37 protein-coding genes, 1 tRNA gene and 2 rRNA genes are annotated in these 24,898 nt (G+C 30.7%); 3 read left to right on the plus strand and 37 right to left on the minus strand.

What is annotated here, in order from left to right:
• Positions 1–24: 24 nt before the first annotated feature.
• Complete coding sequence (gene cysS, locus D9V75_RS02350; RefSeq protein ID WP_158343829.1) at positions 25–1,410, minus strand: cysteine--tRNA ligase; 1,386 nt, start codon at positions 1,408–1,410, stop codon at positions 25–27.
• A 222-nt stretch (positions 1,411–1,632) separates the two neighbouring features.
• On the opposite strand from cysS, the gene ybeD reads away from it, so the two are divergent.
• Entirely contained in the window at positions 1,633–1,896 is a 264-nt protein-coding gene (gene ybeD, locus D9V75_RS02355) for a DUF493 family protein YbeD (protein WP_158338733.1), read from the plus strand.
• A 121-nt stretch (positions 1,897–2,017) separates the two neighbouring features.
• On the opposite strand, the gene cspE is transcribed toward ybeD, so the two are convergent.
• The 7 genes from cspE to D9V75_RS02390 form a co-directional block, all read right to left on the minus strand.
• Complete coding sequence (cspE, locus tag D9V75_RS02360) at positions 2,018–2,227, minus strand: transcription antiterminator/RNA stability regulator CspE (protein ID WP_009874442.1); 210 nt, start codon at positions 2,225–2,227, stop codon at positions 2,018–2,020.
• A gap of 231 nt (positions 2,228–2,458) precedes the next feature.
• Positions 2,459–2,573: ribosomal RNA gene (gene rrf / locus D9V75_RS02365) — 5S ribosomal RNA — on the minus strand.
• Positions 2,574–2,664: 91 nt separating this feature from the next.
• Positions 2,665–5,580: ribosomal RNA gene (locus tag D9V75_RS02370) — 23S ribosomal RNA — on the minus strand.
• 173 nt (positions 5,581–5,753) lie between these two features.
• Positions 5,754–5,826, minus strand: a tRNA-Glu gene (locus D9V75_RS02375).
• Positions 5,827–6,003: 177 nt separating this feature from the next.
• Positions 6,004–6,846, minus strand: a complete 843-nt coding sequence (gene aroE, locus D9V75_RS02380; protein ID WP_158343831.1) for a shikimate dehydrogenase — start codon at positions 6,844–6,846, stop codon at positions 6,004–6,006.
• The gene (locus tag D9V75_RS02385) at positions 6,839–7,411 is read right to left on the minus strand and encodes a Sua5/YciO/YrdC/YwlC family protein (protein ID WP_158343833.1); all 573 of its coding nucleotides are present in this window, start codon (positions 7,409–7,411) and stop codon (positions 6,839–6,841) included. Before D9V75_RS02385 ends, aroE begins: the two co-directional genes overlap by 8 nt.
• Positions 7,412–7,466: 55 nt before the next feature.
• Positions 7,467–7,940, minus strand: a complete 474-nt coding sequence (locus D9V75_RS02390; RefSeq protein ID WP_158343835.1) for a DUF494 family protein — start codon at positions 7,938–7,940, stop codon at positions 7,467–7,469.
• Positions 7,941–8,193: 253 nt separating this feature from the next.
• Here D9V75_RS02390 and def point away from each other — a divergent pair, with 253 nt between their 5' ends.
• Both def and fmt read left to right on the plus strand, forming a co-directional pair.
• Complete coding sequence (gene def, locus D9V75_RS02395; RefSeq protein WP_158343837.1) at positions 8,194–8,712, plus strand: peptide deformylase; 519 nt, start codon at positions 8,194–8,196, stop codon at positions 8,710–8,712.
• Positions 8,713–8,726: 14 nt separating this feature from the next.
• Positions 8,727–9,668: a methionyl-tRNA formyltransferase gene (fmt, locus tag D9V75_RS02400; protein ID WP_158343839.1), complete on the plus strand. Its 942-nt coding sequence runs from the start codon at positions 8,727–8,729 to the stop codon at positions 9,666–9,668.
• Positions 9,669–9,845: 177 nt separating this feature from the next.
• Here fmt and rplQ read toward each other — a convergent pair whose 3' ends face one another.
• From rplQ to tuf, 29 genes are all read right to left on the minus strand, one after another.
• Positions 9,846–10,238, minus strand: coding sequence for a 50S ribosomal protein L17 (gene rplQ / locus D9V75_RS02405; RefSeq protein WP_158343840.1), 393 nt, complete (start codon positions 10,236–10,238; stop codon positions 9,846–9,848).
• A gap of 48 nt (positions 10,239–10,286) precedes the next feature.
• Positions 10,287–11,279, minus strand: coding sequence for a DNA-directed RNA polymerase subunit alpha (locus tag D9V75_RS02410; protein WP_158343842.1), 993 nt, complete (start codon positions 11,277–11,279; stop codon positions 10,287–10,289).
• A gap of 30 nt (positions 11,280–11,309) precedes the next feature.
• Positions 11,310–11,930, minus strand: a complete 621-nt coding sequence (gene rpsD / locus D9V75_RS02415) for a 30S ribosomal protein S4 (RefSeq protein ID WP_158343844.1) — start codon at positions 11,928–11,930, stop codon at positions 11,310–11,312.
• A 17-nt stretch (positions 11,931–11,947) separates the two neighbouring features.
• A complete protein-coding gene (gene rpsK / locus D9V75_RS02420) occupies positions 11,948–12,337 on the minus strand; it encodes a 30S ribosomal protein S11 (RefSeq protein WP_158343846.1) in 390 nt (129 codons plus the stop codon).
• A 17-nt stretch (positions 12,338–12,354) separates the two neighbouring features.
• Positions 12,355–12,711 (minus strand): 30S ribosomal protein S13, encoded by a 357-nt coding sequence (gene rpsM, locus D9V75_RS02425; protein ID WP_158343848.1) that lies wholly within the window; start codon positions 12,709–12,711, stop codon positions 12,355–12,357.
• A gap of 62 nt (positions 12,712–12,773) precedes the next feature.
• Positions 12,774–12,890 (minus strand): 50S ribosomal protein L36, encoded by a 117-nt coding sequence (gene rpmJ / locus D9V75_RS02430; RefSeq protein ID WP_158343850.1) that lies wholly within the window; start codon positions 12,888–12,890, stop codon positions 12,774–12,776.
• A gap of 34 nt (positions 12,891–12,924) precedes the next feature.
• On the minus strand, positions 12,925–14,244 hold the full coding sequence (secY, locus tag D9V75_RS02435; RefSeq protein WP_158343852.1) for a preprotein translocase subunit SecY: 1,320 nt from the start codon (positions 14,242–14,244) through the stop codon (positions 12,925–12,927).
• Positions 14,245–14,254: 10 nt separating this feature from the next.
• A complete protein-coding gene (rplO, locus tag D9V75_RS02440; protein ID WP_158343853.1) occupies positions 14,255–14,692 on the minus strand; it encodes a 50S ribosomal protein L15 in 438 nt (145 codons plus the stop codon).
• A gap of 7 nt (positions 14,693–14,699) precedes the next feature.
• Positions 14,700–14,879 (minus strand): 50S ribosomal protein L30, encoded by a 180-nt coding sequence (gene rpmD / locus D9V75_RS02445; RefSeq protein ID WP_158343855.1) that lies wholly within the window; start codon positions 14,877–14,879, stop codon positions 14,700–14,702.
• 8 nt (positions 14,880–14,887) lie between these two features.
• Complete coding sequence (rpsE, locus tag D9V75_RS02450; RefSeq protein ID WP_158343857.1) at positions 14,888–15,391, minus strand: 30S ribosomal protein S5; 504 nt, start codon at positions 15,389–15,391, stop codon at positions 14,888–14,890.
• Between the two features lie 15 nt (positions 15,392–15,406).
• A complete protein-coding gene (gene rplR / locus D9V75_RS02455) occupies positions 15,407–15,775 on the minus strand; it encodes a 50S ribosomal protein L18 (protein WP_158343859.1) in 369 nt (122 codons plus the stop codon).
• 1 nt (position 15,776) lies between these two features.
• Complete coding sequence (gene rplF / locus D9V75_RS02460) at positions 15,777–16,313, minus strand: 50S ribosomal protein L6 (RefSeq protein WP_158343861.1); 537 nt, start codon at positions 16,311–16,313, stop codon at positions 15,777–15,779.
• A 26-nt stretch (positions 16,314–16,339) separates the two neighbouring features.
• A complete protein-coding gene (gene rpsH / locus D9V75_RS02465) occupies positions 16,340–16,732 on the minus strand; it encodes a 30S ribosomal protein S8 (RefSeq protein ID WP_158343862.1) in 393 nt (130 codons plus the stop codon).
• Positions 16,733–16,760: 28 nt separating this feature from the next.
• Entirely contained in the window at positions 16,761–17,066 is a 306-nt protein-coding gene (gene rpsN, locus D9V75_RS02470; protein ID WP_158343864.1) for a 30S ribosomal protein S14, read from the minus strand.
• A gap of 18 nt (positions 17,067–17,084) precedes the next feature.
• Entirely contained in the window at positions 17,085–17,618 is a 534-nt protein-coding gene (rplE, locus tag D9V75_RS02475) for a 50S ribosomal protein L5 (protein WP_158343867.1), read from the minus strand.
• 18 nt (positions 17,619–17,636) lie between these two features.
• The gene (gene rplX, locus D9V75_RS02480) at positions 17,637–17,948 is read right to left on the minus strand and encodes a 50S ribosomal protein L24 (RefSeq protein ID WP_158343869.1); all 312 of its coding nucleotides are present in this window, start codon (positions 17,946–17,948) and stop codon (positions 17,637–17,639) included.
• A 24-nt stretch (positions 17,949–17,972) separates the two neighbouring features.
• The gene (gene rplN, locus D9V75_RS02485; RefSeq protein ID WP_158343871.1) at positions 17,973–18,341 is read right to left on the minus strand and encodes a 50S ribosomal protein L14; all 369 of its coding nucleotides are present in this window, start codon (positions 18,339–18,341) and stop codon (positions 17,973–17,975) included.
• A gap of 116 nt (positions 18,342–18,457) precedes the next feature.
• Entirely contained in the window at positions 18,458–18,709 is a 252-nt protein-coding gene (gene rpsQ / locus D9V75_RS02490) for a 30S ribosomal protein S17 (protein ID WP_158343873.1), read from the minus strand.
• Positions 18,709–18,906, minus strand: a complete 198-nt coding sequence (rpmC, locus tag D9V75_RS02495) for a 50S ribosomal protein L29 (protein ID WP_158343875.1) — start codon at positions 18,904–18,906, stop codon at positions 18,709–18,711. Before rpmC ends, rpsQ begins: the two co-directional genes overlap by 1 nt.
• Complete coding sequence (gene rplP / locus D9V75_RS02500; protein WP_158343877.1) at positions 18,906–19,316, minus strand: 50S ribosomal protein L16; 411 nt, start codon at positions 19,314–19,316, stop codon at positions 18,906–18,908. The genes rpmC and rplP overlap by 1 nt, the downstream gene beginning before the upstream one ends.
• Positions 19,317–19,335: 19 nt before the next feature.
• A complete protein-coding gene (rpsC, locus tag D9V75_RS02505) occupies positions 19,336–20,037 on the minus strand; it encodes a 30S ribosomal protein S3 (RefSeq protein ID WP_158343879.1) in 702 nt (233 codons plus the stop codon).
• A gap of 23 nt (positions 20,038–20,060) precedes the next feature.
• Positions 20,061–20,393, minus strand: a complete 333-nt coding sequence (gene rplV, locus D9V75_RS02510; RefSeq protein WP_158343881.1) for a 50S ribosomal protein L22 — start codon at positions 20,391–20,393, stop codon at positions 20,061–20,063.
• 12 nt (positions 20,394–20,405) lie between these two features.
• Complete coding sequence (gene rpsS, locus D9V75_RS02515; protein WP_158343883.1) at positions 20,406–20,684, minus strand: 30S ribosomal protein S19; 279 nt, start codon at positions 20,682–20,684, stop codon at positions 20,406–20,408.
• Between the two features lie 16 nt (positions 20,685–20,700).
• Positions 20,701–21,522, minus strand: a complete 822-nt coding sequence (rplB, locus tag D9V75_RS02520; protein WP_158343885.1) for a 50S ribosomal protein L2 — start codon at positions 21,520–21,522, stop codon at positions 20,701–20,703.
• 15 nt (positions 21,523–21,537) lie between these two features.
• Positions 21,538–21,840: a 50S ribosomal protein L23 gene (gene rplW / locus D9V75_RS02525; protein ID WP_158343887.1), complete on the minus strand. Its 303-nt coding sequence runs from the start codon at positions 21,838–21,840 to the stop codon at positions 21,538–21,540.
• Complete coding sequence (rplD, locus tag D9V75_RS02530; protein ID WP_158343889.1) at positions 21,837–22,442, minus strand: 50S ribosomal protein L4; 606 nt, start codon at positions 22,440–22,442, stop codon at positions 21,837–21,839. Before rplD ends, rplW begins: the two co-directional genes overlap by 4 nt.
• Positions 22,443–22,459: 17 nt before the next feature.
• Positions 22,460–23,089, minus strand: coding sequence for a 50S ribosomal protein L3 (gene rplC / locus D9V75_RS02535; RefSeq protein WP_158343891.1), 630 nt, complete (start codon positions 23,087–23,089; stop codon positions 22,460–22,462).
• A 33-nt stretch (positions 23,090–23,122) separates the two neighbouring features.
• Positions 23,123–23,434: a 30S ribosomal protein S10 gene (rpsJ, locus tag D9V75_RS02540; protein ID WP_158343892.1), complete on the minus strand. Its 312-nt coding sequence runs from the start codon at positions 23,432–23,434 to the stop codon at positions 23,123–23,125.
• A gap of 263 nt (positions 23,435–23,697) precedes the next feature.
• A complete protein-coding gene (tuf, locus tag D9V75_RS02545; protein ID WP_158343894.1) occupies positions 23,698–24,882 on the minus strand; it encodes an elongation factor Tu in 1,185 nt (394 codons plus the stop codon).
• Positions 24,883–24,898 lie beyond the last annotated feature (16 nt).

The raw sequence follows: 24,898 nt of genomic DNA on the forward strand, positions 1-24,898 counted from the left end.
TATTTTTTAACATTATTAACATTTTTATTTTTTTCTCCATATTGTTTTTTCTGGTAAATCTTCTAATATTATGTCTAAATCTTTTAAATTTTTTCTTAAACTATCAGCTTCTTTCCATAATTTGTATTTTCTAGCTATATTTCTTTTTTCTATTAAAAATTCAATTTTTTTAATTATATTCGGATTTAAATTAGATTTATTTTTTAAAAAATCTTGTGGATTTTTTAGTAAAAAACCCAACTTTCCTGCTAAAAAACGTAATCTAAAAGCAAGACGACTAGCTTTTAGATTATCTTGATGTTTAATAGAGTTAATTTTTCGAGATAATAAAAACAGAACAGAAAAAGCTTTAGGAGTATTAAAATCATCATTCATAGCATTAAAAAATTCAGTTTCAAAATTCATTCCTTCTGTCTGATTATAGATGGGATCAACATCGTTTAGTGATACATATAAATGTTTAAGAGACGCATTTGCTTTATTTAAATTGTTTTCACAAAAATGAATAGGGTGACGATAATGTGTTAATAAAAAAAAATATCTTAAAGTTTCAGCATCATAATTTGATAAAATGTTCCTTAAATAATGAGCATTTCCAAGGGATTTAGACATTTTTTGATTTTTTATAATTACCATTCCTGCATGCATCCAATAATTTATTATGCATGAATTATTCAAGCAAATAGATTGAGAATATTCATTTTCATGATGAGGAAATAATAAATCAGATCCACCTCCATGAATATCTATATGATTTTGAAAATAATGATTAGTTATAGCGCTACATTCAATATGCCAGCCAGGACGACCTTTTCCCCAAGGAGAATCCCAAGAATACTCTTCTTCAATAGATTTTTTCCACAGTATAAAATCTAATGGATTTTTTTTCATATAATTAAAAGGTACTCGCGAACCAGACTTTAAAAAATTTAATGATTGCCGAGATAACGTTCCGTACTTTTTGCTGCTTTTTATTGAAAAGACAACATCACCAATTTGGTTAATATAAGCATGTTTTTTATTAATAAGTTCTGTTATACATGTTATAATTTCATGAATATGTTTTGTTACTCGGGGTTCTTGATTGGGAACTAAAAGCCCCAAAGAACTAAAATCTTTATTCATTTCTTTAATCATATTATCAGTAAAATGTTTGATGCTCATTTTATTTTTTATCGATTTAAGAATAATTTTATCATCTACATCAGTAATATTGCGAATATATGTCACTTGAAAACCAGAATCTCTTAAATAACGAACAATCATATCAAAAACTACAAAGGTACGACCGTGACCAATATGGCATAAATCATATACGGTTACACCGCATACGTATACATTAATTTTATTGTTTATAATTGGTTTAAAAATTTCTTTTTTGCACGTTAACGTATTAAAAATCTTTAACATAATTTATGTCCTATAAAAACGCATTTTATTGTTAATAAATAACATAAAATATATAATATTCTCTATAGAGAATATGTTAAACTAGTAATCTTATAGAGATTTTATCTTAATAATTTTTTATTATTTAATTATTCTCATTTGTTTTAATATTTTTTTTGAATAAAATTAACATAAAGAATTTTATGCAAAAAATAAAATTTTTATAAAAAACAAGGATCAATAATGAAGACAAAATTAAGAGAAATGTTAAAATTCCCTTGTTTTTTTACTTATAAAATCATTGGTTTAGCTCAACCTGAACTTATTGATCAAATAATAAAAGTCATTCAAATTCAAATTCCTGGAGATTATACGCCTCAAGTTAAATCAAGTAATAGAGGGAATTATCTTTCTGTTTCAATTACAATTTGCGCTAAAAATTTTGAACAAATTGAAATTTTATATCATGAAATTAGCAAAATAAATATTGTGAGAATGGTTTTATAGAAAATATAACACTATTTTAGAAAAATAATTTAAAAAAATAATTTTGTTAAAAAGTACGACTCTTTCGAAAAAGAGCCGTATCGTGCAGAATATATTTTGTTTTTAAAAAAATAAAAAAGTTTTATAAACTAATAACATTAGCCGCAGAGGGTCCCTTTGCTCCTTCGGTAATTTCAAATTCTACACTTTGACCTTCTGCTAAAGTTTTAAATCCGTTGCTTTGTATAGCTGAAAAATGAACAAATACGTCTTTACTTCCATCTTCAGGAGTAATAAAACCAAACCCTTTAGATTCGTTGAACCACTTAACATTACCTTTAATCTTGGACATCTATATTACCTTTAAATGAAAAATATATACTGATATTAAAAACATTTAAAATGCTAAAATATAAAAATAGCATTTTAATTTAGATAGATTAACATCTAAATTCATTATTGGCTAGAAAGTAATTTATTAAAAAACTGAATTTTTATAAAAATTTATTACTCTTAAAAAGATATAATAATTTTTTTAAAATTACTCACAGCAAATACAAAAATTTCGGGTTTTTTTGTATTTGCCTGGAATTACCTACTCTCACACGGGGAGACCCCGTACTACCATCAGCGTTAAAGCGTTTCACTTCTGAGTTCGGAATGGATTCAGGTGGTACCACTTTACTATTTTTACCAGGCATTTTTAAAAAAATTTTATTAAATTATAAAAAATAAATTCAGCAAAAACAAGCTTTTATTAAATTTATTTTAAAACACCTCTGGTGTTGTAAGGTTAAGCCTCTCGGGTCATTAGTACTAGTTAGCTCAACGTATCACTACGCTTACACACCTAGCCTATCAACGTTGTAGTCTTCAACGTCCCTTCAGTAAACATTTCAGTCTTCAGGGAAGACTCATCTTGAGGCAAGTTTCGTGCTTATATGCATTCAGCACTTATCTTTTCCGCATTTAGCTACCGGGCAATGCCATTGGCATGACAACCCGAACACCAGTGATGCGTCCACTTCGGTCCTCTCGTACTAGAAGCAGCCCCCCTCAATCTTCCAACGCCCACGGCAGATAGGGACCGAACTGTCTCACGACGTTCTAAACCCAGCTCGCGTACCACTTTAAATGGCGAACAGCCATACCCTTGGGACCTGCTTCAGCCCCAGGATGTGATGAGCCGACATCGAGGTGCCAAACACCGCCGTCGATATGAACTCTTGGGCGGTATCAGCCTGTTATCCCCGGAGTACCTTTTATTTGTTGAGCGATGGCCTTTCCATACAGAACCACCGGATCACTAAGACCTGCTTTCGCATCTGTTCGCGTTATCACGCTCACAGTTAAACTGGCTTATGCCTTTGCACTAACCTTACGATTTCCAACCGTAATTAGCCAATCTTCGTACTCCTCCGTTACTCTTTGGGAGGAGACCGCCCCAGTCAAACTACCCACCAGACACTGTCTCTATGCCGGTTTACGGCACTAGGTTAGAACACTCAAGTTTTAAGGGTGGTATTTCAAGTTTGACTCCATTAAAGCTTGCGTTTTAATTTCATAGTCTCCCACCTATCCTACACATAAAAATTAAGAATTCAGTGTCAAGATATAGTAAAGGTTCACGGGGTCTTTCCGTCTTGCCGCGGATATACTGCATCTTCACAGCAATTTCAATTTCACTGAGTCCCAGGTGGAGACAGCCTGGCCATCATTACGCCATTCGTGCAGGTCGGAACTTACCCGACAAGGAATTTCGCTACCTTAGGACCGTTATAGTTACGGCCGCCGTTTACCGGGGCTTCAGTTCAGAGCTTCAAGTTTCCTTTAACTCCTTCGATTAACCTTCCGGCACCGGGCAGGCGTCACACCGTATACGTCCACTTTCGTGTTTGCACAGTGCTGTGTTTTTAATAAACAGTTGCAGCCAGCTGGTATCTTCGACTAGATTCAGCTCTTGGAGTAAATCCATTCACTTAAAACTAGCGTGCCTTCTCCCGAAGTTACGGCACTATTTTGCCTAGTTCCTTCACCTGGGTTCTCTCAAGCGCCTTAGTATACTCTACTTAACCACCTGTGTCGGTTTAGGGTACGATTTAACTTTACCTGATGCTTAGAGGCTTTTCTTGGAAGCGTGGTATTAATTACTTCATCACCTTGATGATTCGTCTTCATGCCTCAGATTAAAAACAATCGGATTTTCCTAATTGTTATACCTACACACTTAAACCAGGATAACCGTCACCTGGATAATCTAACCTTCTTCGTTCCCACTTCGCAGTAAAATTAAGCACAGGAATATTAACCTGTTTCCCATCGACTACGCTTTGCAGCCTCGCCTTAGGGGTCGGCTTACCCTGCCCCGATTAACGTTGGACAGGAAACCTTGGTTTTTCGGCGAGCAGGTTTTTTACCTGCTTTATCGTTACTCATGTCAGCATTCGCACTTCTGATACCTCCAACATACTTTACAATACATCTTCAACGGCTTACAGAACGCTCCCCTACCCAGCAAAAAAACATTTTTTACTGCCGCAGCTTCGGTGCATAATTTTAGCCCCGTTACATCTTCCGCGCAGGCCGACTTGACCAGTGAGCTATTACGCTTTCTTTAAATGATGGCTGCTTCTAAGCCAACATCCTGGCTGTTTATGCCTTCCCACATCGTTTCCCACTTAATTATGACTTTGGGACCTTAGCTGGCGGTCTGGGTTGTTTCCCTTTCCACAACGAACGTTAGCACCCGCTGTGTGTCTCCCGTGATAACATTCTACGGTATTCGGAGTTTGCATCGGATTGGTAAGCCGGGATGGCCCCCTAACCGAAACAGTGCTCTACCCCCGAAGATGAATTCACGAGGCGCTACCTAAATAGCTTTCGGGGAGAACCAGCTATCTCCCGGTTTGATTGGCCTTTCACCCCTAGCCATAAGTCATCCGCTGATTTTTCAACATCAGTCGGTTCGGTCCTCCAGTTAGTTTTACCTAACCTTCAACCTGCTCGTGGCTAGATCACCGGGTTTCGGGTCTGTACCCTGAAACTTAACGCCTATTTAGGACTCGGTTTCCCTTCGGCTCCCCTATTTGGTTAACCTTGCTACAGAGTACAAGTCGCTGACCCATTATACAAAAGGTACGCAGTTACATAAAAATTAAAGAAATATGCTCCTACTGCTTGTACGTACACGGTTTCAGGTTCTATTTCACTCCCCTAACCGGGGTTCTTTTCGCCTTTCCCTTACGGTACTAGTTCACTATCGGTCAGTCAGGAGTATTTAGCCTTGGAGGATGGTCCCCCCATCTTCAAACAGGATTTCTCGTGTCCCGTTTTACTTTTTGAACTCACAATAAAAATTATTTTATATACGAGGCTATCACTCTGTATCGCTAATTTTTCCAAATTATTCTACTTTAATTTTTATTGATTTTAGTTCTGGGCTTTTCCCTTTTCGCTCGCCACTACTAAGGGAATCTCATTTGATTTCTTTTCCTCAAGGTACTTAGATGTTTCAGTTCCCTTGGTTTGCTTTATTAACTTATTTGATTCAGTTAATAATGATGCATTTTTGCATCGGGTTTCCCCATTCGGATATCGCCGGTTTTAGCGCTTCATATCAGCTTGCCGACGCTTTTCGCAGATTTGCACGTCCTTCTTCGCCTCTGACTGCCAAGGCATTCACCATGTACGCTTATTTGCTTAACCTTACAACCCACAGGTGTTTTTAAATAACAAATATAAGTTATATATGCTTGTTTTTTCCGAATTTTTAAAGAGCTAAGTTTTTAACTTTTAATTTATTTTAAATTACATATTAAGAATAACATAGTAATTTAATTTAGTATATAAAAATTTTTAAAAAATTTTTGAAATATTATTGTCCCCTAGGGGATTTGAACCCCTGTTGCCGCCGTGAAAGGGCGATGTCCTAGACCTCTAGACGAAGGGGACTTTAAAAAAATATATAGAAGAACTGAGTATTATAAATAATACAGATCGAAAAAAGAGTCAAGCATTTTTTTATGAAAAATTAAAACAATAAAATATTTTTATAATTTTAATTTTTTAAAAAATTAAAAAACTTGTATTAATTAAAATAATTAAAATTAATTTAAAATAAAAAACATATCATTTTAAACACATTTTGTTTTCTTGACTTAATATTTTAATAATTAATTCAGTGCTTGGAAAAATATCATGCCATAAAAAAAAAGAATGAGCTGCTTGAAACACTAGCATTCCAATTCCATCAGAAAAAAAACGAGCTCCTATGCTTGAACACCAATTAACAAAAGGAGTATTAATAGAATTATAATTCATATCATAAAAAAAAGTCTTAGAGGAAATCATAGATAAAGGAACAAAATTCTTCATATCCTTTGCATCTCTTGATCTAGCATTAATAATTAAATTAAAATATTTTTTGTTCATTAATTGATTATTAAAAACATTTAAATTTCCATATTTTTTAAATTTTAATACAACTTTTTCTGCATTGACATTACTTCTATTCAAAATAAAAACTGAGCATCCAAAAGATAAAAGCGGATGAAGAATTCCTCTTACAGCTCCACCTGCTCCTAAAATTAAAACTAAATAATTTTTCTTAATAAAGTTTAATCGAATTAAATCAGATAAAAGTCCTGTTCCATCAGTATTGTCTCCTAAAATACTTCCATCATCTACTTTTTTCAATGTGTTAACAGACTCAGCTATTTTAGCCCTTTCAGTCAATTTATCAGATAATAGATATGCTTGCTCTTTAAATGGAGCTGTAACATTTGAACCTTTTCCATATCCTTTAAAAAAGTCTAAAACTACTGAAGGAAAAACACCTAATGGAACATTAATAGCCTTATAAGAATAAAAAATACCCGTGATTTGAGAAAAATAACTGTGGATTTTAGGAGATTTGCTGTGATTAATTGGATTCCCAAATACAGCGTAATCATATTTTTGAAGTTTACACATGACGAATTAATTTTCCATTAATAATATTAATGATTTTAGAGGGATATTTCTCATTTCCTATTTTTCCATTTAATAAAGGAAAATTTTTTCCAAAACACTTAAAGACTTCTTCTGGAGTTAAACATGGAACCATATTTGTAATATTAGCGCTAGTTGATATTAAAGCTTTTCCAAAAGAATCACACAATTTTTTTATGCAAAAATGATTACTTATACGAACAGCTACGGTGTTAAAACTACCAGTGAGCCAATAAGGAGCTGAAGAATTTGCTGGTACTAAAAAAGTAAATGGTCCCGGCCAATGTAAAAACATTTGATTTTTTTTTCGAATAGATATTTTTGATTCATTTATATACATTTTTATTTGATCATATTGTGAAGCTACTAATATTAAACCCTTTTTTATGCTTCTTTTTTTTAAAATCAATAATTTTTTTACAGCCTCTTCACTAGTTGGATCACAACCCAATCCAAACATAGATTCTGTAGGATAAGCAATAACATTCTTATTATTCAAGACTTGAACGCAATAAAACAACGAATTTAAAAAATTATTAGTATTCACTAAAATCTCTCATAAAAACAAAATTTTGAATATTTTAATATTTAAAAAATTAAATTTAATGAATAACTTCTATTTTAAAATTAAATAATAAATTTTCAAGTTTTCGATAAACTGTTTCACATCCAGGAATATTAAATAAAATAATTAAAACAATCCATTTTAAATCTTCAAGACTTAATCTATCTACGTCTAATTCCATTATTCTATCAATTATGACTTCACGAGTGTCTAATGTGAGTATCTCGAGTTGTTCTAAAAAAAGAAGAAAGCCACGACAGTCAGAATTTAATCTAAAACACTCTTCTTCTGTATAAATTCTAGTTGAAATTTGATGTGAATTTAAATCAATAGATGAAATTATATTTTTTTTGCAAGAAGACAAATTTTTTAACCAACGTAAAGTATTATAAATATCTTTTCTTTGAAAGCCTATATTTAATAAATCATTGGTTAAGCTCTCATAATTAATAGAAATTCCTGATTCTCCATGAATATGAGTTTCAAATAAATATATTAATATTTCAAACATTATATCCTCAATTACATATTAAAAAATTTTAGTATTTTTTATTAAATTCTTTAAAAATTTATTTTAAATATAATTATATAGAATATGTAAAATATTGCGTATTTTTTAAATAAAATGTTCAGAAAGTACGAAATTATAATATCTATTGAAAAAATTTAAATAAATTTATTCACAATTGAAAAAGTAAACTTTTAATTATAATAAAAAAGTTTATACTAATAAATAAAATTAAATAATCTCATATCTAAACTATATGTCAGTTTTAAAAATACTAAATTATCCAGACAAGAGATTACAATTGGTAGCAAAACCCGTTCTTGTAATCGATGAAAAAATAAAAAAAATCGCAAAAAATATGATAGATACTATGAATTATGGAGAAGGAATTGGATTAGCAGCAACTCAAATAGACATTCAATTACAAATTATTGTTATTCATAAAATGGAAACACAAAAAAATAATTTAATACTCATAAATCCTAAAATTATTGAAAAAAATGGTTTTATCAGTATAAAAGAAGGTTGCTTATCGATACCTGAGTATCGAGATTTTGTACCTAGATTTAAATACATAAAAGTTTTAGCAACGAATTTAAATGGAGAAAATGTACAAATAAAAGCTGAATCAATGCTGTCTATTTGCATTCAACACGAAATAGACCATCTTCAAGGAAAATTATTTATTGATCATCTTTCTTTATTTAAGCAAGAAAGGTTTCAAAAAAAAATTAAAAAAATACTAAAAATAAAAAATCAAAAAAAATTTTATTAAAGGATAAAGTAAATTTGAAAAAATTAAAAATAATTTTTGCTGGAACAGCTTATTTTTCTGCAGAACATTTACAATCTTTAATAAATTCTCAACATTGTATAAAAGCAATTATTACCCAACCAGACCGACCTTCTGGGAGAAATAAAAAAATAATTTTTTCTGCTGTAAAAATGATTTCTATAAAATATAATATTCCTATAATTCAACCACTAAAATTCAATAATAATACTATTAATCAAATATCTAAATATAAAGCAGATATTATGATAGTTGTATCTTATGGACAAATAATACCTAAAGAAATTTTATCTATTTTTCCAATGGGCTGCATTAACGTTCATGCATCATTACTACCCAGATGGAGAGGGGCTACTCCCATTCAATCAGCAATCTTAAATGGAGATAAAAAAACTGGAATAAGCATCATTTCTATTAATGAAAAAATTGATGCAGGGAATATTCTTTATTCAAAAGAATGCAGTATATGTCCGAAAGATACAACTCATAGTTTATCTTTAAAATTAATTCCGATTGGTATTCAAGCATTATCAGAAACTTTAGAAAAAATAGCAAGAAATAGAATAATACAAAAAATTCAAAATGAAAAATATGCAACTCTATCGAAAAAAATTTTTAGAAAAAATGCCTTTTTAAATTGGAATATAGAAGCTGAAATATTAGAACGTTTAATAAGAGCTTTTAATCCGTGGCCCATTTGTTATTTTATGATAAACAAAACTATAATTAAAGTGTGGAAAGCAAGCGTAATGTCCAAATATAAAAAAAATTATTCTATAGGAGAAATTATATTAGCAGACAAAAGAGGAATTCAAGTGAACACTATTAATAAAATACTGAATATTGAACAAATCCAAATATCAGGAAAAAAAGTTATGTCTGTAGAAAAAGTGCTTATATCAAAGAAAAAATGGTTTAAAATTGGTGTTATTTTATAAAAAATTTTTATTACATTTGAAATAAAATTTTAAATATTATTGAATATTTATAATTTTATAATAAATTAAGCAAACGGGATAGTTCCGTTTGCTTAAAATTTTAAATCAAACATTATTTACTACTTTAAAAAATTACAAACAATTAACACTCATAAATATAAATAAGTTTAATAGATATTAAGATGTAATAACTTTTTGATTTTTCTTATTTTTTACACGGTCAACTAGTTCAATATAAGCCATTGGCGCTTTATCTCCAGATCGAAATCCACATTTTAAAATACGAGTATATCCACCTAATCTACTTAAAAAAACAGGACCTAAATTATTAAATAATTTTGATACTATTTTGTTATCACGGATACGAGAAAAAACTAATCGTCTATGAGCCACAGTATCAACTTTTGACAATGTAATTATAGGTTCGACAACGCGACGTAGTTCTTTCGCTTTTGGCAAAGTAGTCTTTATAATTTCGTGATCAAACAAAGAACATGCCATATTTCTTAACATTGCTTTTAAATGAGCTCTATTTCGATTTAATTTACGACCAATTTTTAAATGACGCATACATTATTCTCTTATTAATAAAAAGTTATTAATACTATAGTGTGTATTTTATGACTGATCTGACAGATCCAAAGGTGGCCAATTTTCTAATTTCATACCAAGAGAAAGATTGCGAGAAGCCAATATGTCTTTAATTTCTGTTAAAGATTTTTTTCCTAAATTCGGTGTTTTGAGAAGTTCCACTTCTGTTTTTTGAACTAAATCTCCTATGTAATGTATTGATTCTGCTTTGAGACAATTAGCTGATCTAACAGTTAACTCTAAATCATCTACAGGACGAAGTAAAATCGGTTCAAACTCAGGCTTTTCTTCTTTCACTTCAGGTTCTCGAATATCTCTTAAATCAACAAAAGATTCTAATTGATCAGATAAAATTGTAGCCGCTCTTCGAATTGCTTCTTCAGGATCTATGGTTCCATTTGTTTCCATTTCAATAATTAATTTATCTAAATCTGTTCTTTTCTCAACTCTTGCCGCTTCCACATTATAAGAAATTCGATCTATTGGACTATAGCATGCATCCACTAATAAGCAACCAATGGGTCTAGCATCATCTTCTATATGAACTCTAGAAGAAGCTGGCATGTAACCTCTTCCTCGTTGCACTTTTATTCTCATTTTGATAGAAGCTTTTTCATAAGTTAAATGACAAATAACATGCTCAGGTTTAATTATTTCTACATCACCATCATGAATAATATCTGCAGCAGTTACGGAACCAACACCAGATTTATTTAACGTAAGGAAGACTTCGTCTTTTCCATATACTTTAATGGCTAGTCCTTTTAAATTTAGTAATATTTCTAAAATATCTTCTTGAATTCCTTCTTTAGTGCTATACTCATGTAAAACTCCATCGATTTCCACTTCAGTAACTGCGCAACCTGGCATAGAAGAGAGTAAAATTCTTCGAAGTGCATTGCCAAGTGTATGACCAAATCCTCTTTCTAAAGGTTCTAAAGTTACTTTAGTATGAGTTATGCTAATTTGCTCAATATCAACTAAACGCGGTTTTAAAAATCCCATTACTGAACTCTGCATACATTGCCCTCTCATAAATTAAAAACTTTATTACTTAGAATAAAGCTCAATAATTAAATGTTCATTAATTTCTGCAGATAAATCAGAACGTTCAGGAAATCTTTTTAAAAATCCTTTCATTTTTGAAGTATCGACTTCTATCCAAATAGGTTTTTCTCTTTGCTCTATAAGTTCTAACGCGGCTTTTATTCTTGATTGATTTTTAGATTTATCTTTTACTGAAATTTGATCATTAATACATATTTGATATGATGGAATATTGACAATTCTATTATTAACCATAATAGATTTATGATTAATAAGCTGCCTAGACTCTGACCTAGTAGATCCAAAACCCATACGATAAACTACATTGTCTAATCGTCTTTCTAACAATTTAAGTAAATTTTCTCCAGTATTTCCTTTTAAACGAGCTGCTTTTTTGTAATATATTTTAAATTGACGCTCTAGTATACAATACAATCGTTTTACTTTTTGTTTTTCACGTAATTGAATAGCATAATCAGATAATCTCGGTTTTCTTATTCCATGTTGACCAGGAGGCTGTTCTAGTTTACATTTAGAATCTATAGATCGAAATCCTGATTTTAAAAATAAATCAGTTCCTTCACGACGACTTAATTTTAATTTGGGACCTAGATATCTAGCCATAATCTCTTCTCCAAGATTTATACGCGTCGTTTTTTGGGAGGACGACAACCATTATGAGGGATAGGTGTTACATCAGTAATATTCGTGATACGAAATCCGGCGGAATTTAAAGCTCTAATTGTAGATTCTCTGCCAGGACCAGGACCTTTTACCATGACTTCTAAATTTTTTATACCATAATCTTTCACTATCTCAGCGCAGCGCTCTGCAGCGATTTGAGCAGCGAAAGGAGTTGATTTACGAGAACCTCTAAATCCAGAACCTCCAGAAGTTGCCCAACCTAAAGAATTTCCTTGCCTATCTGTAATAGTAACAATAGTATTATTAAAAGAAGCATGTATATGAGCTATTCCATCTAAAATTTGTTTTTTTACACGTTTTCGTGTACGAATTGAGTTTTTTGTCATGATTACAATTACCTAAATTATTTTTTTATTGGTTTTCTAGGGCCTTTACAAGTTCGAGCGTTAGTTTTTGTTCTTTGTCCGTGAACTGGAAGGTTTTTTCTATGACGTAAACCTCGATAACAATTTAAATCAATTAATCTTTTGATGTTTAATGTTTTTTCTCGTCTTAAATCACCTTCTACTAAATATTTAGAAACATTTCTTCTTAGTGAATCGATTTGATCTTCGCTTAACTCAATTATTTTAGAAGTTTCAGAAATCTTTGAAAGAAAGCAAATATTTTTAGATCTATTTTTACCAATTCCATATATTGAAGTTAATGCAATTAAGATGTGTTTTCGTTCAGGAATGTTAATCCCTGCAATGCGCGCCATATTATAATCCTCTCTATTAAATCTAAAATAATACTTTTCTAGTAAAAATTTTATAAAAAAATTTAACCTTGACGTTGTTTGTGTTTAGGATCATTGCTGCAAATAACTCGAACTACATTACTTCTTCTTACAATTTTACAATTTCTACATAATTTTTTAACAGAAGCCTGAACTTTCATAATAAACATCTCTTTTATTATATTTAAAATAGAATTAATTTAATTTAGCTTTTTTCAGTACTGAATCATACTGATTAGACATTATTAATGTTTGAACTTGAGAAATGAAATCTATAATAACTACTACTACGATTAATAAAGAAGTTCCTCCAAAATAAAATGGAACATTCATAGCTCTTCTCATAAATTCTGGAATTAAACAAATAAAAACAACATAAAAAGAACCAAACAGAGTCAATCTCAACATTATTTTATTAATATATTTAGCTGTTTGTTCTCCAGGTCGAATACCTGAAATAAAAGCACCTGATTTTTTTAAATTATCAGCTGTTTCACGAGGATTAAATACTAATCCTGTGTAAAAAAAACAAAAAAAGATTATTGAAGCAGTATATAATATTAAATAAACTGGATGATTAGGTGTTAAGCAAATAGAAATGAATTGTAACCAATCAGATTTTTCATCTAATCTAAACCACGATATAATCGTTGTAGGAAATAACATAATACTAGAAGAAAAAATTGCTGGTATAACACCGGACATATTTATTTTTAAAGGTAAATGAGCGCTTTGAGACGAGTAAACACGAAGACCTTTTTGACGCTGTGCATAATGAACAATAATTTTGCGTTGACCTCGTTCGACAAAAACAACCAGAAAAACAACTAAAAAAATTAATATTAAAACAAATAAAAATGATAAAAAATGTAAATTACCTTGTCTAGTTTGTTCAATAGTATGACTTATTGCTGATGGCAAGCCGGCTATAATTCCTATAAAAATAATAATTGAAATACCATTTCCAATTCCACATTCAGTAATTAATTCACCTAACCACATTAAAAACATAGTGCCAGTTACTAAACTAAGAATAGTAGTAAAATAAAAATAAAAATCATAATTTAATACTATTTCATTAATCTCTGATATATTTGGTAAAGCAGTAGCAAGACCAAAAGATTGAAAAAAAGATAATATCAATGTTGCGTATCTAGTATACTGATTTAGTTTATGACGCCCAGATTCACCTTCTTTTTTTATTTCAGAAAAAGTAGGATACACTAAAGTTAACAATTGAATAATAATAGAAGCTGATATATAAGGCATGATGCCTAAAGCAAAAATAGAAGCACGACTTAAAGCTCCACCAGAAAACATGTTGAACATTTCAACAATAGTTCCTGTTTGATGGCTTAATATTTCAGACAACAACAAAGTATCAATTCCAGGAACAGGGATAAAAGAGCCGATTCTAAAAATTGTTAAAGCTGTAATTAAAAAAATAATTCTTGTCTTAAGTTCACTAAAATTTTTTTTAGTATTTTTCAAATCCCATCCTAATCGATTAGCCATTATTTAAAAATTATCTTTCAATAATTTTCCCACCAAAATTTTCAATTTCAGTACGAGCTCCTTTTGTGATACCCAACCCTTGTACTGTTAAAGCTTTTTTTATTGTTCCAGAACAAATTATCTTGACGTACTTGATTGTTTTCTTAATAATTTTTAATTTTTTTAACAAATCTAAATTAATAAGAGAATCTGATAATTTCGATATTTCTGATAAACGAATTTCTATTGTAATATTTTTTTTAGGAGAATTAAAACCAAATTTAGGCAATCTTCTATATAAAGGCATTTGACCACCCTCAAAACCTCGACGAATACTGCTACCTGATCGAGATTTTTGACCTTTGTGTCCTCTGCCTGAAGTTTTTCCATGTCCTGAACTGATTCCACGACCTAATCGTTTATTATTTCGGCGCGATCTAATAGATGGAGAAAGAGTGTTTAAATACATCTAATTTTTATTCCTTTTCTATTTTTAAAATGTAAGAAATCTTCTTTATCATACCTCGAATGGAAGGAGTATCTAAACGTATCACAGTATCTCTAATATGACGAAGTCCAAGTCCTATTAATGTTTTTCTATGTTTAGGCAATCTTCCTATTCCGCTTTTAATTTGAGTTATTTTCAATTTTTTCATTAAAAAATTTATCCTAATATATCTTCAATGCGTTTATTTCTTTTATTAGCAATCATTTCTGGAGATTTCATATTAATTAAACCATTAATCGTTGCTCTAACTACATTAATAGGATTAGTTGATCCATAAGTTTTTGCTAAAACGTTATGAACTCCAGCTACTTCTAAAACAGCTCTCATAGCTCCTCCTGCAATAATTCCAGTTCCATCTGAAGCTGGTTTCATGAAAATATTTGAACCGGTGTGTGACCCTTTTAATGAATGCTGTAAAGTTTTATTGATTAATGGCACAGTGATCATATTCCGTCTAGCTCTTTCCATTGCTTTTTGAATAGCTGCTGGTACTTCACGTGCTTTTCCATAACCAAAACCTACTCTTCCTTCTCCATTACCAACTACAGTTAGTGCTGTAAAAGAAAATATTCGACCACCTTTAACAGTTTTAGAAACACGATTTACTGCAATTAATTTTTCTTTTAAATCATTATTGTTTTTTTTTTCAAAATTAGCCATTCTATAATTTTCACCTTAAAACTTTAATCCAACAGCACGTGCAGATTCTGCTAAAACCTTTACGCGACCATGATATTTAAAACCAGATCGATCAAAAGAAACATTATGTATCCCTTTTTCTAAAGCACGTTCCGCAATAGTTTTTCCAACAAAAGCAGCTGCTTCTTTATTACCTGTAAATTTTAAATTGTTACTTATTATTTTTTCCAAAGTGCATGCCATTACTAATACTTTAGATTTATCAGATGAAATAATTTGAGCATACATGTGACGAGAAGTACGATGTATGACTAGTCGAATTAAATTTAACGATTTAATTTTACAACGCGTTTTCATGCATCTTCTCATACGAGCTAATTTCTTGCTATCTATAGAAATTATCATTTTATTTCTTTTTAGCCTCTTTCATACGCACAACTTCATCTTCATATCGAATACCTTTTCCTTTATAAGGCTCAGGCTTTCGATAGGATCTTAAATTAGCTGCTACTTGACCAACAAGTTGTTTATCTATACTTTTTAATATAATTTCTGTTGCGGAAGGACTTTCAACATCAATATTTTCAGGTAAACAATATTGAATTGGATGAGAGTAACCTAATAAAAGATTTATGATATTACCTTTTGTTATTGAAACACGATATCCTACTCCAGATAACTTTAACTTTTTAACAAATTTTTTTGAAACACCTATAATCATGGAATTAACAAGAGCTCGCGCAGTTCCTGCTTGCGCCCAACCATCAGAACAATTGGGACGTGATTTAAAAGTTATTTTATCATTTAAATATTCTATTTTTACAGACGGATGAAAAGTACGTGAAAGATGACCATATTTTCCTTTGACTAATATTAATTGTGAATTTAATGTTACATTAATATTTGAAGGAATAAAAATGGGAGATTTAGCAATACGAGACATTATTCTTCCTACATTTATTTGCATTATTAAGCTACATAACAAATGACTTCACCACCAAGACCAATTTTACGTGCCTCGCGATCAGTCATTACTCCTTGAGAAGTTGAAATTATTGCTATTCCTAAACCTGCCATAACTTGAGGCAATTGATTCTTTTTTTTGTATACTCTTAAACTTGGCTTACTTACACGCTCAATTCTTTCAACTACTGATTTTCCTTGAAAATATTTTAAAAATACTTCTAATTCTAGTTTTAAAGTTCCTTTAACTTCAAAATTTTTAATGTATCCTTCTTTTTTTAATACTTTAATAATTGAAGTTTTTAATTTAGAAGCAGGCATTATAACAGAATATTTATTGGCTGATTGACCATTTCGAATACGAGTTAGCATATCTGCTATTGGATCTTGCATACTCATTGTATACTCCTAATACTAAAAATAAATTTCACCAACTGGCTTTTCTTAAACCAGGAATTTCACCTTTCATTGCAGCTTCTCTAACTTTAATTCGACTCAATCCAAATTTTCTTAAAAAAGCATGTGGACGACCAGTTTGTTGACACCTATTTCTTTGACGAGATGGACTAGAATCACGAGGAAAAGTTTGCAATTTTAACACCGCATTCCAACGATCTTTTTCTGAAAGACTCATGTTAGAAATAATGTTTTTTAATTCTATTCTCTGTACGTAAAACTTTTTAGACAGCTTAATACGTTTAATTTCTCGAGCTTTCATAGATTGTTTAGCCATAAAATATGTTACCTTAATTTATTTTCGAAATGGAAAATTAAAAGAGGATAATAATAAGTGTCCTTCATGATTAGATTTTGCAGTAGTGGTTATAGTGACATCTAATCCACGAACTCTATCAATTTTGTCATAATCAATTTCAGGAAAAATAATTTGTTCTTTTATTCCCAAGCTATAATTTCCTCTACCATCAAAAGATCGAATAGATAAACCTCGAAAATCTCGAATACGAGGAATTGCTATGACAATTAAACGTTCAAAAAAATCCCATTTTCTTTGACCCCGTAGTGTAACTTTACAACCAATAGGATAACCTTGACGAATTTTAAAACCAGAAATAGATTTTCGAGCTTTAGTAGTAATTGGTTTTTGACCAGATATTGCTTTTAAATCAGATAAAGCATAATCTAAAGCTTTTTTATCAGAAATAGAAGAACCAACTCCCATATTTAAAGTTATTTTATAAATTTTGGGAACTTCCATTATAGATTTATAATTTAACTTGAACATAAGTTGTTTTACTACTGTTGATTTGTAATAATCATATAACATTACATTACTCCAAAACTATTAAATCGCTTTTCCATTGGATTTAAAAAATCGAATTTTTTTACCATTTTCAAATCTGAACCCAACACGGTCTGATTTTTGAGATTCAGGGTTTAAAATAGCAATATTTGATATGTGAATAGGAGCTTCTTTTTCTATTATTCCACCTTTTTGATTTCTATCAGGAACAGGTTTTTGATGTTTTTTAATGAGATTTAATCCTTTGATTATAACTTTATTGACAGATATAATACTTTTAATAATGCTCTTTTTTCCTTTATCTTTTCCTGATAATACAATTATATTATCATTTCGACGTAATTTTAATGCCATTTAGTATTCCTTAACAGTTTTTGTCTAAAGAACCTCTGGAGCTAATGAAATAATCTTCATAAATTTTTCTGTACGAAGTTCACGAGTTACTGGTCCGAAAATTCGAGTACCAACAGGTTGTTCATTATTATTTAAAACAACGCATGCATTGCTGTCAAAACGAATAACTGAACCATCAGAACGTTTTACTCCTTTTTTAGTTCTAACTACTACAGCTTTTAAAACTTCTCCTTTTTTAACTTTACCTCTAGGTATTGCTTCTTTTATTGTGATTTTAATTACATCACCAATACTTGCATATCTTCTGCGTGAACCACCTAGTACTTTTATGCACATAGCAGAGCGTGCTCCAGAATTATCTGCTACATTTAAAATAGTTTGCTCTTGAATCATTTTTAAAAAATTCCAGTGTACTTGATTATATTAAAAAATATTATTTAATTTTGAAAAATAATTAATAATTTATTTGTTTTAAAATTATAATATAAGTATGTTTTTTAAAGTATATTTCAAAAAACAGTTTTTTTGATAATACCAACTAAAACCCAAGATTTAGTTTTAGAAATTGGTCGAGATTCACAAATTTCAATTAAATCTCCAACAGAACATTCATTTTTTTCATCATGAATATGCAGTTTTGTAGTTCTTTTAATAAATTTTTTATAAATAGAATGTTTAATAAATCTTTCAATTACAACAACTGCAGATTTTTGCATCTTATTACTTATAACACGGCCTTTTAATGTTCGAATTTTTTCCATTATTTTATACTTTTCTTTTCATTTAATGCAGTTTTAACCTGAGCAATATTTCTTCGAACTCTTCGTAATAAATGAGGCTGTTTTATTTTATTAGAAGCTAATTTCATACGAAGATTAAATTTTTCTCGAAACAACTGTAAAAGTTCAATGTTAAGGCTTCTTATATCTTTTTCCCGAAGATTCAACATTTTGTTCATTATATCACCATTTTAGTCACAAAAACTGTTTTAATAGGCAATTTAGCTGCTGCCAATTTGAAAGCTTGACGTGATTCTTCTTCAGAAATTCCGGATAATTCATAAAGAATTTTTCCAGGTTGAATTAAAGCTACCCAATATTCTACATTTCCTTTTCCTTTTCCCATTCTAACTTCTAATGGTTTTTGAGTTATAGGTTTATCAGGAAATATTCGAATCCATACTTTTCCTTGTCTTTTTATAAAACGAGTGATAGCTCTTCGAGCTGACTCAATTTGACGATCACTTAATCGCCCTCGGTCAGTTGCTTTTAATCCAAAAGTACCAAATACCACATCAGTTCCAACAGCTAAACCGCGATTTCGACCTTTGTGCATTTTTCGAAATTTAGTCCGTTTTGGTTGCAACATGAGTAGATTCTCCTTATTTTTACTTTCGATTTTTACGATGTTGCTTTTTAGTTTGCATAGAAGAATGTTCTATTTTTTCAATTTCTTTCATTCCTCCTAATATCTCGCCTTTGAATATCCACACTTTAACTCCGATAACACCGTAAGTTGTGTGAGCTTCAGAAATGCTATAATCAATATCAGCTCGTAATGTATGTAAGGGTACTCTTCCTTCTCTGTACCATTCTCTACGGGCTATTTCTGTTCCTCCTAAACGACCACTAACTTCTACTTTTATCCCTTTTGCTCCTTGTCTCATTGCATTCTGAACGGCTCTTTTCATTGCACGTCGAAACATAACTCGACGTTCTAATTGAGAAGTAATTCCATCAGAAACTAGTTTAGCATCTAGTTCGGGTCTTCTTACTTCTGAAATATTAATCTGAGCTGGAACACCAGTTATCTTAGAAATTTTGTTTCTAATTTTTTCAACATCTTCACCTTTTTTACCAATTACTATACCTGGTCGTGCTGTATAAATAGTTACTCGAATACTTTTCGCTGGCCTTTCAATAACTATACGAGAAACAGAGGCTTTTGTTAATTTTTTTGACAAAAATTGACGAACTTGATAGTCACTATCTAAATTTTTAGAAAAATCTTTAGTACTTGAAAACCAGATAGAATTCCATTTTTTTACAATTCCTAATCGCATGCCATTAGGATGTACTTTTTGACCCATAGCTAAAATTTCCTCAAAAAATATTAATGATCAGAAACAATGACAGTGATATGACTAGTTCTTTTTAAAATTCGATCTGCACGTCCTTTTGCACGAGGCATCATTCTTTTCATTGTTGAACCTTCATTGACAAATATTTTTTTAATTCTTAACTGATCTATGTCAGTACCATTATTATGTTCTGCATTAGCTACAGCAGATTCAAGTACTTTTTTTACTAAAAAAGATGCTTTTTTGTTAGTGTAAGTCAAGATAGTTAATGCTTTAGAGACTTTTTTTCCACGAATTAAATCTGCAATTAAACGAATTTTTTGAGCAGAAGAACGAGCTTGACGATATTGAGCTAAAGTTTCCATTTATTCCTCTTTTTAACGTTTTTTTACTTTTTTATCAGCTGTATGTCCTCTATAAGTTCGAGTTAAAGAAAATTCTCCTAGTTTGTGTCCAACCATTTCTTCAGTAATAAAAATTGGAATATGTTGACGACCATTGTGAACAGATATTGTTAATCCTACCATATTAGGAAAAACAGTTGAACGTCTTGACCATGTTTTTAATGGTTTTTTATCACTTTCTTTCACTGCTCTTTCAACTTTTTTTAACAAACTAAGATCAATAAAAGGACCTTTCTTAAGAGAACGTGGCATAAATAATCCCTTATAATTATTTGCTTCGATGACGTAAAATAAATCTTTCAGTACGTTTGTTTTTTCTAGTTTTCTTGCCTTTTGTTTGAATTCCCCAAGGAGTAACCGGATGTTTACCAAAATTTCTTCCTTCACCTCCACCATGAGGATGATCTACTGGGTTCATCGCTGTACCACGAACAGTTGGTCTTATTCCTAGCCAACGAGAAGCTCCTGCTTTTCCTAATACTTTTAACATGTGTTCAGAATTACCAACTTCACCTACAGTAGCTCTGCAATTAGATTGTATTTTTCTCATTTCTCCAGATCTCAATCTTAAAATAGCATAAAATTTATCTTGAGCTACTAATTGCACATAACTTCCTGCTGAACGAGCTATTTGACCTCCTTTTCCAGGCTTCATTTCTACATTATGAATAAATGTACCAACTGGAATGTTTTTTATTGGCAAAGTATTACCTATTTTAATAGGTATATGCGTTCCAGAAACAACATACTCTCCAACCTTTAAATTTTTAGGAGCTAAAATGTATTTTCTAGTTCCATCTTTATACAAAATTAAAGCAATATAAGAAGAACGATTTGGATCGTATTCAATCCTTTCCACTACTGCTTGAATATTATCTTTGTTTCTTTTAAAATCTATAATTCGATAAGATTTTTTGTGACCTCCACCAATATGACGAGTTGTAATTCTTCCATTATTGTTTCGCCCTCCACTTTTATTTTTTTTTTCAAGCAACAAAGAGTATGGTTTTCCTTTATACAACTCTTTATTTACTATTTTTATTACATGACGACGACCTGGAGATGTTGGTTTGCATTTTACAATTGTCATTTTCGTATCCTTCGATTACTCTGAATGACTTATAAAGTCTAAATTATACTCTTTTTTTACTTTTACATAAGCTTTTTTCCAATTTTTTCGCTGAACAAGGCGATTAGATTGGCGTTTTTTTTTACCTTTTACTTGAACAGTTTTTACACTTTCAATTTTTACTTCAAATATTTTTTGAACTGCACATTTTATTTCATATTTAGTTGCATTTTTTAAAACTTTTAACACAATAGTATTAAATTTATCTGATGTTATGGATGATTTCTCAGATACATGTGGAGAAAGCAATACACTAAGTAAACGTTCTTCAGAAATCATGAAAGTATTTCCTCTACCTTCTTTATCGCTTTAACAGTAATTATTACATGCTTAAAAGAAATTAAACTAACTGGATTTATAGAATCAACATCTTTTACATCTACTAAATGTAAATTTCTAGATGCAAGAAGTAAGTTATTATCTATTTTATCAGTAATAATAAATACATTTTTTAAATGTATGTCTCGTAATTTTTGTACTAAAAATTTAGTTTTAGGTTTATTTAATGAAAAATTTTCAAAAACTATTAATCTTTTTTGACGTATTAATTCAGAAAAAATACTTTTTAATGCGCCTCGATACATTTTTTTATTAACTTTTTGACTATGTTCTTGAGGTTTTGCGGCAAATGTTATTCCACCAGAGCGCCAAATAGGGCTTCTAAAAGACCCTGCACGTGCACGACCCGTTCCTTTTTGACGCCATGGTTTTTTACCTGAACCAGAAACTTCAGCACGACTTTTTTGGGCACGTGTTCCCTGACGGGTAGATGCTGAATAAGCAACAACGACTTGATGAATTAGAGATTCATTAAAACTACGACCAAAAGTAATTTCAGAAACACTAAGAACATTTTGTACGTCTTGAACTATTAATTCCATGCTTGACTCCTCACTACTTAAACCTTGATAGCAGGTTTAATGATAAGATCACTACCAGTAGCACCAGGAACAGCCCCTTTTAATAAAAGAAGATTTTGATTTTCATCAATTCGTACAATCTTTAAACTTTGCACTGTAACACGATGATTTCCTAGTTGACCTGCCATTTTTTTACCTTTAAATACTCTTCCTGGAGTTTGATTTTGACCGATAGAACCTGGAACTCTATGAGATAAAGAGTTTCCATGTGTTGCGTCTTGAGTTTTAAAATTCCAACGTTTAACTGTACCACTAAAACCTTTTCCTTTAGATATTCCAGTAACATCAACTTTTTTTATATCTTTTAAAATATTAATTGTTATGTTACTTCCTACCTGAAAATTTGATTTTTCATCAACTCTAAATTCCCATAAACTTCTACCAGGAACAACTCCAGATTTTAAAAAATGACCCGCTTCTGATTTTGTCAACTTATTGGTTTTTTTTATACCAGTAGTTATTTGAACAGCACAATATTGATCAGTTCTTATTTTTTTTACTTGAGTAATTCGATTTTCCTCGATTTCAATCACTGTTACAGGAATAGAGTTTCCTTCTTCAGTAAAAATACGAGTCATACCAATTTTTTTACCAACTAATCCTATCATTTTTCAAACCTTCTCAATCATGAATCCATTTGATTAACCTAGGCTAATTTGAACATCTACACCAGCAGCAAGATCTAAACGCATAAGTGCATCAACAGTTTTTTCAGTCGGTTCGACAATATCGATTAATCTCTTATGCGTACAAATTTCATATTGATCACGCGCATCCTTATTTACATGAGGAGAAACTAAAATAGTAAAACGTTCTTTACGAGTAGGTAATGGAATTGGACCGCGTACTTGTGCGCCAGTTCTTTTAGCAGTTTCAACAATTTCTGCAGTCGATTGATCAATTAATCTGTGATCAAAAGCTTTTAAACGAATACGTATTCTTTGGTTCTGCATCAGACCAGAACTCCAATTATATATGCACATTAAAAATTCAATCTTCTCTTTTATAAGAGATGATGTAATTAATTATTTTTAACTCCTAAATCAGGAGTATTGTTTTAAATATCTTTAAGAGATTATTTATATAAAATTAAAACCTATTTTTTAACAAAAAAAAAGTTTATAAATCAAGAAAAGAGCATTTTATACTCTTTTCTTAATAAATTCAACTAAGTATTAGCATAAAAAATCTTTTTAATTTTAAAATTAGGCAATTATTAGAGTATAATTTTAGAAACTACTCCCGCACCTACTGTTCGACCGCCTTCACGTATAGCAAATCGCAAACCATCAGTCATTGCAATAGGATTAATTAAAGTTACAGTTATTTTAATGTTATCTCCTGGCATTACCATTTCCATTCCTTCTGGAAGTTCAATTGAACCCGTTACATCAGTAGTTCTAAAATAAAACTGAGGACGATATCCTTTAAAAAATGGAGTATGACGCCCACCTTCTTCTTTGGATAAAACATAAACCTCGGACTCAAATGTTGTATGTGGATGAATACTGCCTGGTTTTGCTAAAACTTGACCTCTTTCGATTTCATCACGTTTTGTGCCACGAAGTAAAACACCTACATTTTCTCCAGCACGGCCTTCATCTAATAGCTTTCTAAACATTTCTACACCGGTGCAAGTAGTTTTTGTTGTTTTCTTAATTCCTACTATTTCTACTTCTTCACCAACTTTAATTATTCCTTTTTCTACTCTTCCAGTAACTACTGTTCCTCTTCCTGAAATAGAAAAAACATCTTCTATTGGCAATAGAAAAGGTTGTTCAATTGCGCGTTTAGGCTCAGGAATATAACTGTCTAAAAATTTAGATAAATCAAATATTTTTGATTCCCATTCAGGATCACCTTCTAATGCTTTTAAAGCAGAACCTCGAATGATAGGAGTATCATCTCCAGGAAAATTGTATTGAGTTAGTAAATCTCGAACTTCCATTTCTACCAATTCTAATAATTCTTCATCATCTACCATATCACATTTATTAAGAAAAACAATAATATAAGGAACCCCAACTTGCCTTCCAAGTAAAATATGTTCTCTGGTTTGAGGCATAGGACCATCAGTAGCAGCAACAACTAAAATTGCACCATCCATTTGAGCTGCACCAGTTATCATGTTTTTAATATAATCCGCATGACCTGGACAATCTACATGAGCATAGTGTCTGCATTCAGTATCATATTCTACATGAGAAGTATTTATAGTTATTCCTCTTGCTTTTTCTTCTGGAGCATTATCAATTTGATCGAAAGCTCGTGCAGAACCTCCATATTTTTTTGACAAAACAGTAGTAATAGCTGCTGTCAATGTTGTTTTTCCATGATCAACATGACCAATCGTCCCTACATTTATATGAGGTTTTAACCGTTGAAATCTTTCTTTAGACATCTTTTTTTCCTTATTT

Source organism: Buchnera aphidicola (Muscaphis stroyani) (assembly GCF_005080865.1).
GTDB classification, from domain to species: domain Bacteria; phylum Pseudomonadota; class Gammaproteobacteria; order Enterobacterales; family Enterobacteriaceae; genus Buchnera; species Buchnera aphidicola_AG.